General features: G+C 38.9%; 17 protein-coding genes and 1 pseudogene. All 18 read left to right on the top strand.

The window, feature by feature from the left end:
• Positions 1-319 (top strand): annotated as a pseudogene (locus tag NWP17_RS12635) (photosystem II D2 protein (photosystem q(a) protein)); the annotation flags it as partial.
• A gap of 627 nt (positions 320-946) precedes the next feature.
• Positions 947-1,228 carry a 4a-hydroxytetrahydrobiopterin dehydratase gene (locus NWP17_RS12640; RefSeq protein WP_280655251.1) on the top strand — a complete coding sequence of 94 codons (282 nt, stop codon included), beginning with the start codon at positions 947-949 and terminating at the stop codon, positions 1,226-1,228.
• Positions 1,229-1,614: 386 nt separating this feature from the next.
• Positions 1,615-3,309, top strand: coding sequence for an iron uptake porin (locus tag NWP17_RS12645; RefSeq protein ID WP_280655252.1), 1,695 nt, complete (start codon positions 1,615-1,617; stop codon positions 3,307-3,309).
• 164 nt (positions 3,310-3,473) lie between these two features.
• Positions 3,474-3,911 (top strand): RrF2 family transcriptional regulator, encoded by a 438-nt coding sequence (locus tag NWP17_RS12650; protein WP_280655266.1) that lies wholly within the window; start codon positions 3,474-3,476, stop codon positions 3,909-3,911.
• A gap of 58 nt (positions 3,912-3,969) precedes the next feature.
• Positions 3,970-4,932 (top strand): cysteine synthase A, encoded by a 963-nt coding sequence (gene cysK / locus NWP17_RS12655; RefSeq protein WP_280655253.1) that lies wholly within the window; start codon positions 3,970-3,972, stop codon positions 4,930-4,932.
• A 16-nt stretch (positions 4,933-4,948) separates the two neighbouring features.
• Entirely contained in the window at positions 4,949-5,626 is a 678-nt protein-coding gene (locus tag NWP17_RS12660) for a J domain-containing protein (RefSeq protein WP_280655254.1), read from the top strand.
• A gap of 57 nt (positions 5,627-5,683) precedes the next feature.
• Positions 5,684-6,544, top strand: coding sequence for a 6-carboxytetrahydropterin synthase (locus NWP17_RS12665; RefSeq protein WP_280655255.1), 861 nt, complete (start codon positions 5,684-5,686; stop codon positions 6,542-6,544).
• Positions 6,545-6,657: 113 nt separating this feature from the next.
• Entirely contained in the window at positions 6,658-6,789 is a 132-nt protein-coding gene (locus NWP17_RS12670) for a hypothetical protein (protein ID WP_280655256.1), read from the top strand.
• Positions 6,789-6,929 carry a type I restriction-modification system subunit M N-terminal domain-containing protein gene (locus tag NWP17_RS12675; protein WP_280655267.1) on the top strand — a complete coding sequence of 47 codons (141 nt, stop codon included), beginning with the start codon at positions 6,789-6,791 and terminating at the stop codon, positions 6,927-6,929. Before NWP17_RS12670 ends, NWP17_RS12675 begins: the two co-directional genes overlap by 1 nt.
• Before the next feature lie 25 nt (positions 6,930-6,954).
• Positions 6,955-7,893: a Fic family protein gene (locus NWP17_RS12680; protein ID WP_280655257.1), complete on the top strand. Its 939-nt coding sequence runs from the start codon at positions 6,955-6,957 to the stop codon at positions 7,891-7,893.
• A gap of 30 nt (positions 7,894-7,923) precedes the next feature.
• Positions 7,924-8,124 (top strand): hypothetical protein, encoded by a 201-nt coding sequence (locus tag NWP17_RS12685; RefSeq protein ID WP_280655258.1) that lies wholly within the window; start codon positions 7,924-7,926, stop codon positions 8,122-8,124.
• Positions 8,117-8,590, top strand: a complete 474-nt coding sequence (locus NWP17_RS12690; protein WP_280655259.1) for a PIN domain-containing protein — start codon at positions 8,117-8,119, stop codon at positions 8,588-8,590. The genes NWP17_RS12685 and NWP17_RS12690 overlap by 8 nt, the downstream gene beginning before the upstream one ends.
• Before the next feature lie 303 nt (positions 8,591-8,893).
• Positions 8,894-9,154 carry a hypothetical protein gene (locus tag NWP17_RS12695; protein ID WP_280655260.1) on the top strand — a complete coding sequence of 87 codons (261 nt, stop codon included), beginning with the start codon at positions 8,894-8,896 and terminating at the stop codon, positions 9,152-9,154.
• Positions 9,132-9,380, top strand: a complete 249-nt coding sequence (locus NWP17_RS12700; protein ID WP_280655261.1) for a PIN domain-containing protein — start codon at positions 9,132-9,134, stop codon at positions 9,378-9,380. The genes NWP17_RS12695 and NWP17_RS12700 overlap by 23 nt, the downstream gene beginning before the upstream one ends.
• Before the next feature lie 171 nt (positions 9,381-9,551).
• Positions 9,552-10,151, top strand: coding sequence for a Uma2 family endonuclease (locus tag NWP17_RS12705; RefSeq protein WP_280655262.1), 600 nt, complete (start codon positions 9,552-9,554; stop codon positions 10,149-10,151).
• 152 nt (positions 10,152-10,303) lie between these two features.
• Entirely contained in the window at positions 10,304-11,491 is a 1,188-nt protein-coding gene (locus tag NWP17_RS12710; RefSeq protein ID WP_280655263.1) for an AAA family ATPase, read from the top strand.
• Positions 11,488-11,889: a DUF4276 family protein gene (locus NWP17_RS12715; protein ID WP_280655264.1), complete on the top strand. Its 402-nt coding sequence runs from the start codon at positions 11,488-11,490 to the stop codon at positions 11,887-11,889. The genes NWP17_RS12710 and NWP17_RS12715 overlap by 4 nt, the downstream gene beginning before the upstream one ends.
• Before the next feature lie 351 nt (positions 11,890-12,240).
• Positions 12,241-12,399 (top strand): type I restriction endonuclease, encoded by a 159-nt coding sequence (locus tag NWP17_RS12720; RefSeq protein ID WP_280655265.1) that lies wholly within the window; start codon positions 12,241-12,243, stop codon positions 12,397-12,399.
• Positions 12,400-12,766 lie beyond the last annotated feature (367 nt).

Genomic DNA, 12,766 nt, shown 5'->3' on the forward strand with positions numbered 1-12,766 from the left:
GACAGCAAACCGTTTCTGGTCTCAGATTTTCGGGATTGCATTCTCTAACAAACGTTGGTTACACTTCTTTATGCTGTTTGTGCCTGTAACAGGGTTATGGATGGCATCAGTTGGGGTTGTGGGTTTGGCGCTGAACCTGCGTGCTTATGACTTCGTATCCCAAGAATTGCGGGCTGCTGAAGATCCAGAGTTTGAAACATTCTATACCAAAAACATTTTGTTGAATGAGGGTATCCGTGCTTGGATGGCTCCTCAAGATCAGCCTCACAAACAATTTGTGTTCCCAGAGGAAGTTCTACCACGTGGTAACGCTCTCTAAGATTTAAATCTCATTTCTCATTTTTCATTCGCCCCCCGTCTTGTGACGGGGGTTTATTTTTGTTGACAAAAATAAAATTTCTGTGTTATATTATTTTCAGGTTAATAACCCGGAGCAAAATGCTCTGTCCTTTTGAAACTGAGACCGCTTAGGCAACAAGGAGGTGATGCCCATGATAGAAAGTAGTAAACCCATGGGTCGTCAGGTTGCAGTTAGCCGGCTGTGCGCCGGGGCTGTTCTCTAAAGGTTAGCCTTGGTCACTTTGAGAGACTAAGTTAACTCTAGTAGCTAGGCTAAAAATCGGAGTTCCTTCCGGCAGTCTGGTTGCAATCTGAAGACCCGCTAGACCGCTCTGATGTTAGGTCACCTGATCTAAGTCGGAGCGGATAGTTTTTTATCTAAAAAATGGGTTGAAAATCTTTGAGGAACAGTTGCGTAGGTTATCCTAGGTTTTTGAGAAAAATAATTTGTGTAAGTCTGTATTATTAATAACTATTTTTTAAAGGCGCGTGCGATCGCAAATAGAAATGATAAAAATAATCATAAAAATAATGATAAAAATATGGTACTGGGGGCATCTTACCTACTGTACGAAATTAACAAGGATATAAATAGGAATTTTTTGATATGGCGCAACTACTGACTGATGCAGAAATTAACACACAGGCCATCCGTTTGTCAGGTTGGACTGTGGAGGGTTCTAAGCTGCATACTACTCGCAAATTTAAGGATTTTATTACTGCTATGGAATTTGTCAATCAGCTAGTAGAACCTGCTGAATCTTTAGGACATCATCCAGACATAGAAATTTCTTATAACAAGGTTAAGATAACTCTGACAACACATGATGCAGGTGGGTTAACTCAAAAAGATTTTGAGTTAGCTGAGATAATTTCTCAACTGTCATAAAGGTTTTTAGTGCAAAAAACCCTAATTGGGGCTGGCTGAATAAAGGTAAAACCCTGTTCCCTGTTCATTCAGACAGACCGGGAACATATCAACTCTCGGTTACGTCTGGTTTATTTATGATGATTGTGTATGTCGTGAAGCGATCGCTCATATGTTGCCATATACTTGAAATGTTTTATAATAGTGAGTTATCGGGTTAGGTTTTTGCTTTAGTTAATTCCACTAAGTTTAACTTTCAGTTGTTAAGTTAACAGGTTATTAACTTGGCAATAACTAAAATTGTGGTATTGGCAACTATGGCTCATGAAAAAAGTTCAACAGTTGTTGAATCATTGAGAGTAAGTGCAGCGACAATTATCTATATAAGGTGTGAGGAAAAAGTGAAAATGTCTAATATGGTGTGGAAATCCCTGGTGGTTAGCCCGGCTGTTTTAGGTGCAACATTGCTAGTTTCAACCACAGCAATGGCTGCTCCAAGTACCACGACAGAAATGTCATCTGGTGAACAACAAACCGCTACTGAAGTTGTTCAGCAGCCAGAAGTTTTTGCTCAAGCAACCAATGACAGCAATGTTCTTAACCAGGTTAAGACCTACAGTAATGAGGGCAGACAAAATACTACTTTGTCTCAAGTAACATCGGTTTCTCAATTTTCCGATGTACAACCTACAGATTGGGCATTCCAGGCGTTGCAGTCTTTAGTTGAGCGCTACGGTTGTATTGCTGGTTACCCAAATGGAACTTATCGCGGTAATCGCGCTCTGACTCGTTACGAATTTGCTGCTGGTTTAAATGCTTGTTTAGATAGAGTGAATGAGTTGATCGCCACAGCAACAGCTGATATGGTGACCAGACAAGATTTAGCTACCTTACAACGTTTACAAGAAGAATTTTCGGCAGAATTGGCAACTCTACGCGGTCGTGTGGATTCCGTAGAAGCTCGGACATCTGAATTGGAAGCCAATCAATTCTCTACTACTACTAAGCTGGTTGGTGAAGCAATTTTTGCTCTCACTGATGCCTTTGGCGATACAGCAGGCGACAACAATAATACTGTATTGCAAAACCGAGTCCGTTTAGATTTGCAAAGTAGCTTCACTGGTAGAGACCTGTTACACACCCGTCTAGCATCTGGTAACGCCGGAACATTGAATTTGGGTACTCCAGGGGCTGAAGGTATTCAAACTTTTAACCTTGGTAACACCGGGAACAACAATGTAATTATAGACTGGCTGTCTTACTACGTTCCCGTTGGACCAGCGCAAGTTTACATTGCAGCCACCGGCGGTATTCATAGTGATTACGTTGCCACTACTAATAATCCTTATTTTGAGGGTTACGATGGTGGTAATGGTGCTTTATCTGTGTTCGCTTCGGAAAGTCCCATCTATAGAATTGGTGGTGGTGCTGGTATTGGCTTTACTTTGCCCTTTGGTAAAGGCGGTGGTATCCTCAGACCTAGTTCACTGACTGTAGGTTATTTGGGATCTGAACCTAATAATCCACGTGCTGGCTCTGGTGTATTCAATGGTAACTATGCGGCTTTAGGACAGTTAAACTTTAGTTTGGGCGATCGCTTGGCGTTGGCTGCTACTTACGTTCATGGCTATCATGGGGCAAACAGTCAGCTATTTGACGCAGGTTCAGTCACTAGCCCTGTTGTGGGTACTAGCATCAGCAATCCCCTACCTAACCCATCTTCTAGTAACTCCTACGGTGTTTCAGCTGCCTTTAGACCCAGTGATAAACTGTCAGTGAGCGGCTTTGTGTCCTATACCGATGTTACAGGTTTTGGTATAGGTGATGACAAAGATATTTGGAGTTACGGGGTTGGGGTAGCCTTACCTGACTTTGGTAAGAGAGGTAACGTGTTGGGTATTTTTGCAGGCGCTCAACCTTATTCACGCGGTATAGTTCCTGGTTCTAATAAAGTTCCCTACCAAGTGGAAGGCTTCTATAAGTATCGCCTTTCTGATAACGTCTCCGTTACTCCTGGGGTGATTTGGGTAACTAATCCTGGTCAGAATGAAAGCAACGAGGATGCGTTTATCGGTACTCTGAGAACAACTTTCACTTTCTAGAGTGTTGAAAGTTGGATATTTTCAAATGATTGTCAATTAAACTTAACTTTGCCCCGGTATGGGGCTTTTTTTCGGTCAATGATAGTGATTGACAAACCCCAGTGGAGAACCGGAGTATACTAGAAAAGTGAAGAACTTTTCTTGATCCCTAACTCATGTTGCTTGTGGAACTATCCTGTAAATCAGAATACGCCATTCTCGCCCTTGTTGAGATGGCGACTCATTATCAAAGCGGCGAACCAATGCAAATTCGGCAAATGGCTACCCAACAAAACCTACCCGATCGCTATTTAGAACAGCTACTGGCTACTTTAAGGCGGGGAGGTATAGTCAAGAGTCAACGGGGTTCCAAAGGGGGGTATTTTTTAGCCCGTGAACCTTGGGAAATCACAATATTAGATGTTTTAAAATGTTTGGAAGGGCTAGATTTGCAAAGTTGTGAGGAAAACAGCAACAGCAAAAGTATAGATATTTCTGTGATCAAAGAAGTCTGGCAAGAAGCTTGTCAAGCAGCAAACTTAGTTTTACAAAAATACACACTCCAGGATCTTTGTGAAAAAAGAGATTCTCGTCGGCAATTGGATATTATGTACTACATTTAATCCTAAGTATTGTTAGCGTTTGAGTTGTGATAAATAAGAAAATAAATAAGGAATAATTATGAAGATTGCCCGTAATATTACAGAACTTGTTGGTCGTACACCATTAATACAGTTAAACCGCATCCCCCAAGCGGAAGGATGTGTGGCGCAAATAGTGGTGAAATTGGAAAGTATGAACCCATCGGCATCAGTTAAAGACCGCATTGGGGTAAGTATGATCAATGCCGCAGAAGCAGAAAAATTGATTATTCCAGGAAAAACTGTATTGGTGGAACCCACATCAGGAAATACAGGTATTGCTCTGGCTATGGCCGCCGCTGCTAAGGGTTATCGGTTAATTTTGACTATGCCAGAAACCATGAGCGGGGAACGCAGGGCAATGTTGCGGGCTTATGGGGCAGAATTAGAATTAACGCCGGGAATTGAAGGGATGAGTGGGGCAATTCGCCGCGCTCAGGAAATAGTTGACACTACGCCGCATAGTTATATGTTGCAACAGTTCCGCAATCCCGCCAATGCTCAAGTGCATCGGAACACTACAGCAGAGGAAATTTGGGCAGATACTGATGGACAGGTGGATATGATCGTGGCAGGTGTGGGTACTGGTGGTACAATTACAGGTGTGGCAGAAACTATTAAGGCTAGGAAACCCAGCTTTAAGGCGATCGCGGTAGAACCAAGTAATAGCCCAGTGTTATCGGGAGGATCACCAGGACCCCACAAAATCCAGGGTATTGGTGCAGGGTTTGTACCTCAAGTCCTGAAAGTAAAACTGATTGATGAAGTGATTACTGTCACCGATGAAGAAGCGATTATTTATGGTCGGCGTTTAGCCAGAGAGGAAGGGTTGCTATCTGGTATTTCCAGTGGTGCTGCTTTATGTGCTGCTGTTGGTGTAGCCCAACGTCCGGAAAATAAAGGACGCTTAATAGTGGTGATTCAGCCCAGTTTTGGGGAAAGATATTTAAGTACACCTTTGTTTCAGGATTTGGAAAATAAAGTAGCTTCTAGCATCAGCTAAACGTTACATGAAATCAATGGTCGATTCTAAACACGTTTCTAATCACTACGAAACCCTCAAAGTTAACGCCAATGCTACCCAAGCGGAGATTAAGCAATCTTATCGCCGCTTGGTTAAGTTGTTTCACCCGGACAGCAATGAGGAAACAGCAGATAAGGAAGAGATTATTCGCATCAATGCAGCTTATGAAGTGTTAGGAGATTATGAAAATCGTCTGCAATATGACCAACACTTGCAACAACAATCTCAAAAGCTCAATAGTGGTTATCAAAAACGTTATCAAACACCCAGACAAACCGGACGAGATGCTGATGAACAGGTTGAAGAATGGTTACGCTTAGTTTATCAACCGGTCAGCAAACTACTTGACAATATTCTTAATTCTTTAGCGGGTCAAATTGAGCAATTAGCTGCTGACCCTTTTGATGATGAATTGTTAGAAGAATTTGCAGAATACTTAAATAGTTGTCGAGAAGATTTGAAACAAGCCCAATTTACTTTTCGTTCTTTACCGAACCCTCCTAGTTTAGCTCAAGTGGCTGCTTATATATACCACAGTCTTAGTCAAGTAGCTGATGGAGTGGAAGAATTAGCTTACTTTCCCTTAAGCTACGATGAGCATTATTTGCACACAGGACAAGAATTATTCCGTATAGCTGCCAGATTACACCAGGAAGTAAATCACCACGGCTAAAATTGGTTTATGCTGAAAGTGGTGAAAGTTTAAAAAATTTTTGTCCCTACTATACTCATGCAATGTATTGTCAATCGCCGGGCTGAGTTTTCGGCTATCCATTACTATTGGTTACCAGAACTAAGTGAAGCGGAGAATATTGAGAAGTTTGGTGTTTGTTCGAGAGAACATGGACACAACTATGTTTTATTTATCTCTATGGCTGGAGATTTGGATAAATATGGCATGGTAATCAACTTGTCTGATGTGAAACACGTAATTAATCGGGAAGTCACCAGCCAACTAGACCATTATTACCTCAATGATGTGTGGGCAGAATTTCAAGAAACTCTACCTACTACAGAAAACATTGCACGGGTGATTTGGCAGCGTTTAGCACCTCACTTACCCCTCGTGCGTGTACAGTTATTTGAACATCCTGAATGTTGGGCGGATTATATGGGAAACGACATGGAAGCATACTTCAGCATCAGTACTCACTTTAGCGCAGCCCATCGGTTGGCTCATCCTCAACTTAGTAATGAGGAAAACTGCCAAATTTATGGTAAATGCGCCCGTCCTCATGGTCACGGACATAATTACCATCTAGAAGTTACTGTAAAAGGAGAAATTGATCCGCGTACAGGGATGATTGTAGATTTGGGTGATTTACATCAGGTGATTAAAGATTATGTATTGGAACCATTTGATCACACGTTTTTGAACAAGGATGTTGCCTTTTTTGCAGACGTTGTACCCACTGCTGAAAATATCGCTCTATATATTAGTAATTTATTGCGATCGCCTGTTCAGCAATTGGGAGCTAGTCTGTACAAAATCAAGTTGATTGAAAGTCCCAATAACTCTTGTGAAATTTACTGTACTGCATCTGATGCCAATACTGCTACCGGGGTAAAATCGGAGCCTGTGTTAGTATAAACTAATCAGTCAACTGGCGTGAGCAGACTCCAATAATTTAGCGGTTCTGCAAACCTCTCCCTGCAAGGGGAGGGGTACATTTTTGGCTGGCTGTGCGCTAATTTGCTAATGCTTTGCTGCAACTTTCTCTAGCTTATGGAGTATCTCAGGGAAATATCAAGCGATCGCGTTGTGTGTTACCATATACTTGGCTTAGATACCACTTCTTGGCAATGCCGCCAGCGATCGCCCAGTACGAAGAATGATGAACAGACAAAACGGACAAAACGAACACAAGAAAAAGTTAGAAACCCAGCTTTGGAACATTGCTGACTCGTTGCGGGGGAAGATGAACGCTGATGAGTTTCGGGATTATTGCTTGGGGTTTATTTTTAATTGCAACTAGCCAATTACCAATTACCAATTACCCTATGCTAGTATCTTATTCTCAACTTTATCAAAGGTTTATTGATCAGATTATTGGTTTAAGTGAAAAAAAAGATTTTTGTTTAACTGCTGTAATTAATAACTATGTGAGTATGAATTATCAAGTTAAATTAGAGCAAATAGACAAGTTAAAATCTTGGTTAGATGACTTTAGACCATTTGATCAAACAATTATCACAGAACTCAAAAAGTTGTATGATGTTCGTTTTACTTATAATTCTAATGCCATTGAGGGAAATACTTTAACTCAAAGTGAAACCGAGTTAGTGTTAACCAAGGGAATTACTATTGGTGGTAAGACTCTGGATGAACATTTGGAGGTAATTGGACATAAGGAGGCAATTGATTATATTGAAAGTTTAGCACAAAAAAACACAGAAATCCATGAATGGGAAATTAAACAAATTCATAATTTAATTCTGAGTAAAATTAACCCCAATGAAGCGGGTTGTTATCGGCAATTAGATGTGATGGCAGCAGGAACAAATTATATTTATCCTCCCCATTATTTACTGTCTCAATTAATGACAGATTTTGTAATTTGGCTTAATTCAAATGTTGCTTTAACACTCCATCCGGTGGAATATGCTACAACGGCTCATTATCGGTTTGTTTCGATCCATCCTTTTCGAGATGGGAATGGCAGAACGGCTAGATTATTAATGAATTTATTGTTAATTCGTGCGGGTTATCCTATTGTGGTGATTAATAATCAAATTCGCAATGATTATATTAATGCTTTGGCTTATGGACAACAAAACCAAAATGATTTAAGTAGGCTTTTTGATTTGGTTTGTGATGCTGTGATCAGTTCTTTAGTGGAAACTTTAAGGTTAGTGGTGACTGCAAGTAGTAGCAGGGAAAAGGGGCAGGTTTTTTATCAGGAAATTACTGATTTTATTGATAATTTTTTGATAAAATAATTAATAGCACTAAGTTAGGAGATTTATTCAATGAATACAACAATTCAATTTACTGCCAAAGTAGAACAAGGAAAAATTATTATTCCTGATGAATATATCAGTATGGTTGGTGACAATTTAATTGAGGTAATCATTAAGCCTAAAGCTTCTCGTTTGATGGATCGTCTTGCGGAAAATCCTTTAACTGCGGTGGGTTGGCGTGATTTGTCAAGGGATGATATTCATGAATAATTTTATGAATAAAAAGTTTATTGATTCTAATATTTGGCTGTATCGGTTTCTGCATGATCCAAAAGTAGATCCTCAAGTGCAGGAATTAAAAAGAAGTATAGCTATTAATTTAACTCAAGCTGTTGATCGCAGTATTATAGTTAGCACTCAAGTTATTACTGAAACTTGTGCTGTACTTAAACGAAAAACGGTAATTTCTGAACACAATATTTTAGAGTTAGTTGAGGAGTTTGAAGAACAGTGTGAAATTGTCAACCTGACAACAATTGAAATCAAAGAAGCTTGTCAATTAAGAGATAAATATTCTTTTTCTTATTGGGATAGTCTTGTTATTGCTACTGCTTTAAAGTCTCAGGCTAAGGTTTTATATTCGGAAGATATGCAAAATGGATTATTGATTGAGAATCAATTAACAATTATCAATCCGTTTGCAGTATCGGGAAATGGGGACTTAGGTAATGAGTAAGAAGTTAAAGAAAAAAAGTCTCTGAGCTAAGATTCCCTGGGTTTGACGGCAATGGGGACACAGATAGAACTGATTATTTTTTAGTACGCTATGTTAATCCTGTAGATGTTAAACCTGAAACAATCTATAAAGAGATTGGAATAAGGTCACATGGAAAAGGAATTTTTCATAAAGATCCTGTAACAGGTGAGGCGTTAGGAAATAAGAGAGTTTATTGGGTTCATCATTTTAAGAAGGGAACAGGAAAAATGATACAATAAGAGTATTACCAATTACTCAATAGAAGATATGGAGATTTAAGCAATGCTAAACTTACAAATTACCAAAGAACAGGTATTTAGTTTACTTGAACAATTATCTTCAACAGAACAACAGGAGATTTTGGAATATCTAAGTCAAAAACTCCATAGTCAACCAGTTGATGGTCAATCTCATCCTGAGCATACTTCAGAGCATCCCATTAACCAACTCTCAGGGAAAATTACAGCTTTTCAAGGAGTTAATGCTTCAGCTTGGCAACAACAAATTAGGAGTGAGTGGGATGAAACTAGATTATCTCATTGATACTAATATTTTCATCTCATTATTCAATCAAGAATTAACCCAACCCATCCCCAATGGTAAGATAGGTTATTCTGTGATCACAGCTATTGAGATTTTATCTTTCAAGGGTTTATCTTTGCAGGAAGAAAATTTAATTCACTCAACTCTAAAAACTCTTACAGAAGTATCCCTAGATGCAACTATTGCCGAAAAAAAACGATTCAATTACGGCGAAAATATAGCTTAAAGATGCCTGATGCTGTTATTCTTGCCAGTGCTTGGTAGTATGCAGCAGTGTTAATTACAAATGATAAGCAATTATCCAAAATCAGCGAAGTACAGGTTATTTCTTGTCCAACTAAAAGTTAGGGAACAAGAAACATGATACAATAAGAGTATTACCAATTACCCAAGGAAAATGATCGCGGCTAAAGAAAACACGCCCCACCTCACCCCTGAAGAATACTTTGCATGGGAAGAACAGCAACTAGAAAAACACGAGCTGATCAACGGTAAAGTTTATCCTTTGGGTATCTATGCCATGACGGGGGGTAGTAAAAACCATAGCTTACTTGCTGCCAGATTGATCACATTGTTTAGTAATCATTTAGAGGGGACTAACTGCGAAACTGCAACTTCAGACCTCAGAGTTAATATTGTTGGTACTAATAACTACATCTACCCTGATGTTAGCGTCACCTGCGACGAACGGGACAAAACCACGAGCCAATATATTACCTACCCTTGCTTAATAGTTGAAGTTTTATCAAAAAATACCGAAGCTTATGACAGGGGTGGTAAATTTAGAATGTATCAAAATAACCCAGCTTTAATAGATTATCTCTTAGTCAGTTCCATCAGCATGGAAATTGACCTTTATCATAAAAACGAGGCTGGAGACTGGTTAATTATCAACTACAAACCAGGTGACACCATCCAACTTAAAAGCATTAATCTTAACTTTCCCTTTGAACAAATCTATCGCGGTTTAAATCTTGAACCAGAGAATGGGGAATAATGAAAGTATTACCTAATTACCTGCTATCCAATTAATCAATATGCTCATTCTAGAAATAGCCATTCAAAAAATTCAACAACTCCAGCTTACTTGCTGCTAGATTGATCAGATTGTAGAAAAATAAAAAAAAAATTATAAGGCAGATATTAATTATGAAAATTGTTTCTATAAAAATTAAAAATTATCGAGCCTTTGAATCTCTAGAAATTAATCATATTCCCAGATTTTGCGTGATCATCGGAGCTAATGGTACTGGTAAATCTACCCTATTTGATATTTTTGGTTTTCTCCGTGATGCCTTAAAAAATAATATTCGTCAAGCCCTTCAGATCCGGGGTGGATTTAATGAAGTCGTCACTAGAGGCAAAGAACAAGAAGACATAGAAATAGAACTAAAATTCAGCCTGAAAATTCTAAAGACAGAGCGCCTAGTTACCTATATTTTACATATTGGACAAGAAGAAAAACGACCCTTAATTAAAAGAGAAATTCTCAAGTACAAACGTGGTGAATATGGTTCTCCCTATCACTTCCTCGACTTCGCAAACGGTAAAGGATACGCCATCACCAACGAAGAAAACTTTAACCAAACTAAGGCAGAACTAGAACGGGAAGAACAACAACTTGAATCCAATGATATTTTGGCAATTAAAGGACTGGGGCAATTTCAACGTTTTAAAGCTGCTAGTGCTTTCCGTTCACTAATTGAAAATTGGCACGTTTCCGACTTCCATATCAGCGATGCCAGAGGTAGCAAAGATGCCCTTTATGCTGAACATCTCTCCCCCACAGGTGACAATATGGCGCTTGTTGCCCAATATATTTATCAAAACCATCCTGATATATTCCAAACCATACTCAGAAAAATGCAAGAACGAGTACCTGGCATTTCCAAGGTAGAAGCAAAAGAAACAGAAGACGGTAGATTAATTCTCAAGTTTCAAGATCAAGCTTTTAAAGATCCCTTTATAGATCGCTATGTTTCTGATGGCACAATGAAAATGTTTGCTTATTTAATTCTGCTTTTCGATCCCAAACCCCATCCTTTACTATGCGTCGAAGAACCAGAAAACCAACTTTATCCTAGTTTACTTCACGAACTCGCCGAAGAATTTGACAGTTATGCCCACAGGGGCGGACAAGTATTTGTCTCTACCCACTCTCCTGACTTTCTTAATGCTGTTACCCTAGAAAGTATTTTTTGGTTGAGAAAAGAACAAGGAATTACCAAAATTTTTCGAGCCAGCGATAATGAAAACCTGAACAACTTAGTAAAAGCGGGAGATTTACCCGGATATCTCTGGAATCAAGGCTGGTTTGAAGGAGTTGCACCCTCATGAGCTATGACTTGATTTTTTTACTGGAAGAACGTTCTATGAAAACTGTACTAGAAATTATTCTGCCAAAATTAATTCCTGACCATATTAGTTATATTTGTATCTCCCATCAAGGTAAACAAGACCTTTGTAAATCAATTCCCAAAAAGATAAAAGCTTTTCAATGTAACGCTGAAACACAATTTATCATTGTTCATGATCAAGATTCCCATGACTGTAAAAAGCTCAAATCAGAACTTTTAGAAATTTGTCAAAATGCAGGAAACCAAAATATACTGATCCGAATCATATGTCATGAACTCGAATCTTGGTTTTTGGGTGATTTGGTCGCAGTTGAAAAAGCTTATGGACTAAAACCCGAAAGTTTGAGTCAACAGCAAAATAAAAAAAAAGTTTCGTAATCCTGATCAACTCAACTCCGCGAAAACAGACCTCAGAAAGTTAGTTACAGAATATTATCCGGGTACTCACTCCAAAGCGATCGCACCTTATTTATCTTTGACTGATAACAAGTCTCGTAGTTTTCAAATTTTTCTCGATGGCATTAAGAAAATTCTCAACTAGAGTAACATGACTCAATCTGAAGCTGAACTAGAACAACAACTAATTGAACACCTAACAAAAATTAGGCTATAAACCCGTTACCTTTCGCAATGGGGAAGACCTGAAAGCCAATTTAAAAACCCAACTGGAAAAACATAACGGTATCCAACTTAGCGACACGGAATTTAGAACCATCCTCAACCACCTAAATGGAACTCAGCCGCGATGATGGTACAACCTTTTACCTAGAATTTCTCAACACTCAACATTGGTGTCAAAATCAATATCAAGTTACCAACCAAGTCACCCAGCAGGGTAAATATAAAAACCGCTACAATGTCACTTTGCTGATTAATGGTTTACCTTAAACAGTATTAAAAGAGTAAGTATAAACGGTATTATGGGTAGTACTGGACTCGAACCAGTGACATCCTGCTTGTAAGGCAGGCGTACATAATGATTTATCAATGGTTTTAATCACTTTGGCATAAAACCTAGTGACGCTACCGGGTTAAATTTGGGTTAACCCATAACTCTTATTCCACAATGGTTTAAGAGAATATGGTGTACAACAGTAACCAAAGTAAATTAGAAAAAAAACTAGTAGATGCTAGGTTAAAACTTAGTATCGTTAAACTAGATGTCAACAATAACAGGGTTAGACTACGGTGTAGACAAACTGGTATTACTTTCAGTAAGCACGTAGCACCATACACGTTAGAGGGTATTGATTCA

It is taken from the genome of Chrysosporum bergii ANA360D (assembly GCF_029891735.1).
GTDB classification, from domain to species: Bacteria; Cyanobacteriota; Cyanobacteriia; order Cyanobacteriales; family Nostocaceae; genus Umezakia; species Umezakia bergii.

What these genes read in the sequence shown, in the direction of transcription:
- NWP17_RS12640 (WP_280655251.1), top strand. Translation starts at nt 947, where the DNA reads ATGGCGCAACTACTGACTGATGCAGAAATTAACACACAGGCCATCCGT.
- NWP17_RS12645 (WP_280655252.1), top strand. Translation starts at nt 1,615, where the DNA reads ATGTCTAATATGGTGTGGAAATCCCTGGTGGTTAGCCCGGCTGTTTTA.
- cysK (WP_280655253.1), top strand. Translation starts at nt 3,970, where the DNA reads ATGAAGATTGCCCGTAATATTACAGAACTTGTTGGTCGTACACCATTA.
- NWP17_RS12660 (WP_280655254.1), top strand. Translation starts at nt 4,949, where the DNA reads ATGGTCGATTCTAAACACGTTTCTAATCACTACGAAACCCTCAAAGTT.
- NWP17_RS12665 (WP_280655255.1), top strand. Translation starts at nt 5,684, where the DNA reads ATGCAATGTATTGTCAATCGCCGGGCTGAGTTTTCGGCTATCCATTAC.
- NWP17_RS12675 (WP_280655267.1), top strand. Translation starts at nt 6,789, where the DNA reads ATGAACAGACAAAACGGACAAAACGAACACAAGAAAAAGTTAGAAACC.
- NWP17_RS12680 (WP_280655257.1), top strand. Translation starts at nt 6,955, where the DNA reads ATGCTAGTATCTTATTCTCAACTTTATCAAAGGTTTATTGATCAGATT.
- NWP17_RS12685 (WP_280655258.1), top strand. Translation starts at nt 7,924, where the DNA reads ATGAATACAACAATTCAATTTACTGCCAAAGTAGAACAAGGAAAAATT.
- NWP17_RS12690 (WP_280655259.1), top strand. Translation starts at nt 8,117, where the DNA reads ATGAATAATTTTATGAATAAAAAGTTTATTGATTCTAATATTTGGCTG.
- NWP17_RS12695 (WP_280655260.1), top strand. Translation starts at nt 8,894, where the DNA reads ATGCTAAACTTACAAATTACCAAAGAACAGGTATTTAGTTTACTTGAA.
- NWP17_RS12700 (WP_280655261.1), top strand. Translation starts at nt 9,132, where the DNA reads ATGAAACTAGATTATCTCATTGATACTAATATTTTCATCTCATTATTC.
- NWP17_RS12705 (WP_280655262.1), top strand. Translation starts at nt 9,552, where the DNA reads ATGATCGCGGCTAAAGAAAACACGCCCCACCTCACCCCTGAAGAATAC.
- NWP17_RS12710 (WP_280655263.1), top strand. Translation starts at nt 10,304, where the DNA reads ATGAAAATTGTTTCTATAAAAATTAAAAATTATCGAGCCTTTGAATCT.
- NWP17_RS12715 (WP_280655264.1), top strand. Translation starts at nt 11,488, where the DNA reads ATGAGCTATGACTTGATTTTTTTACTGGAAGAACGTTCTATGAAAACT.
- NWP17_RS12720 (WP_280655265.1), top strand. Translation starts at nt 12,241, where the DNA reads ATGGAACTCAGCCGCGATGATGGTACAACCTTTTACCTAGAATTTCTC.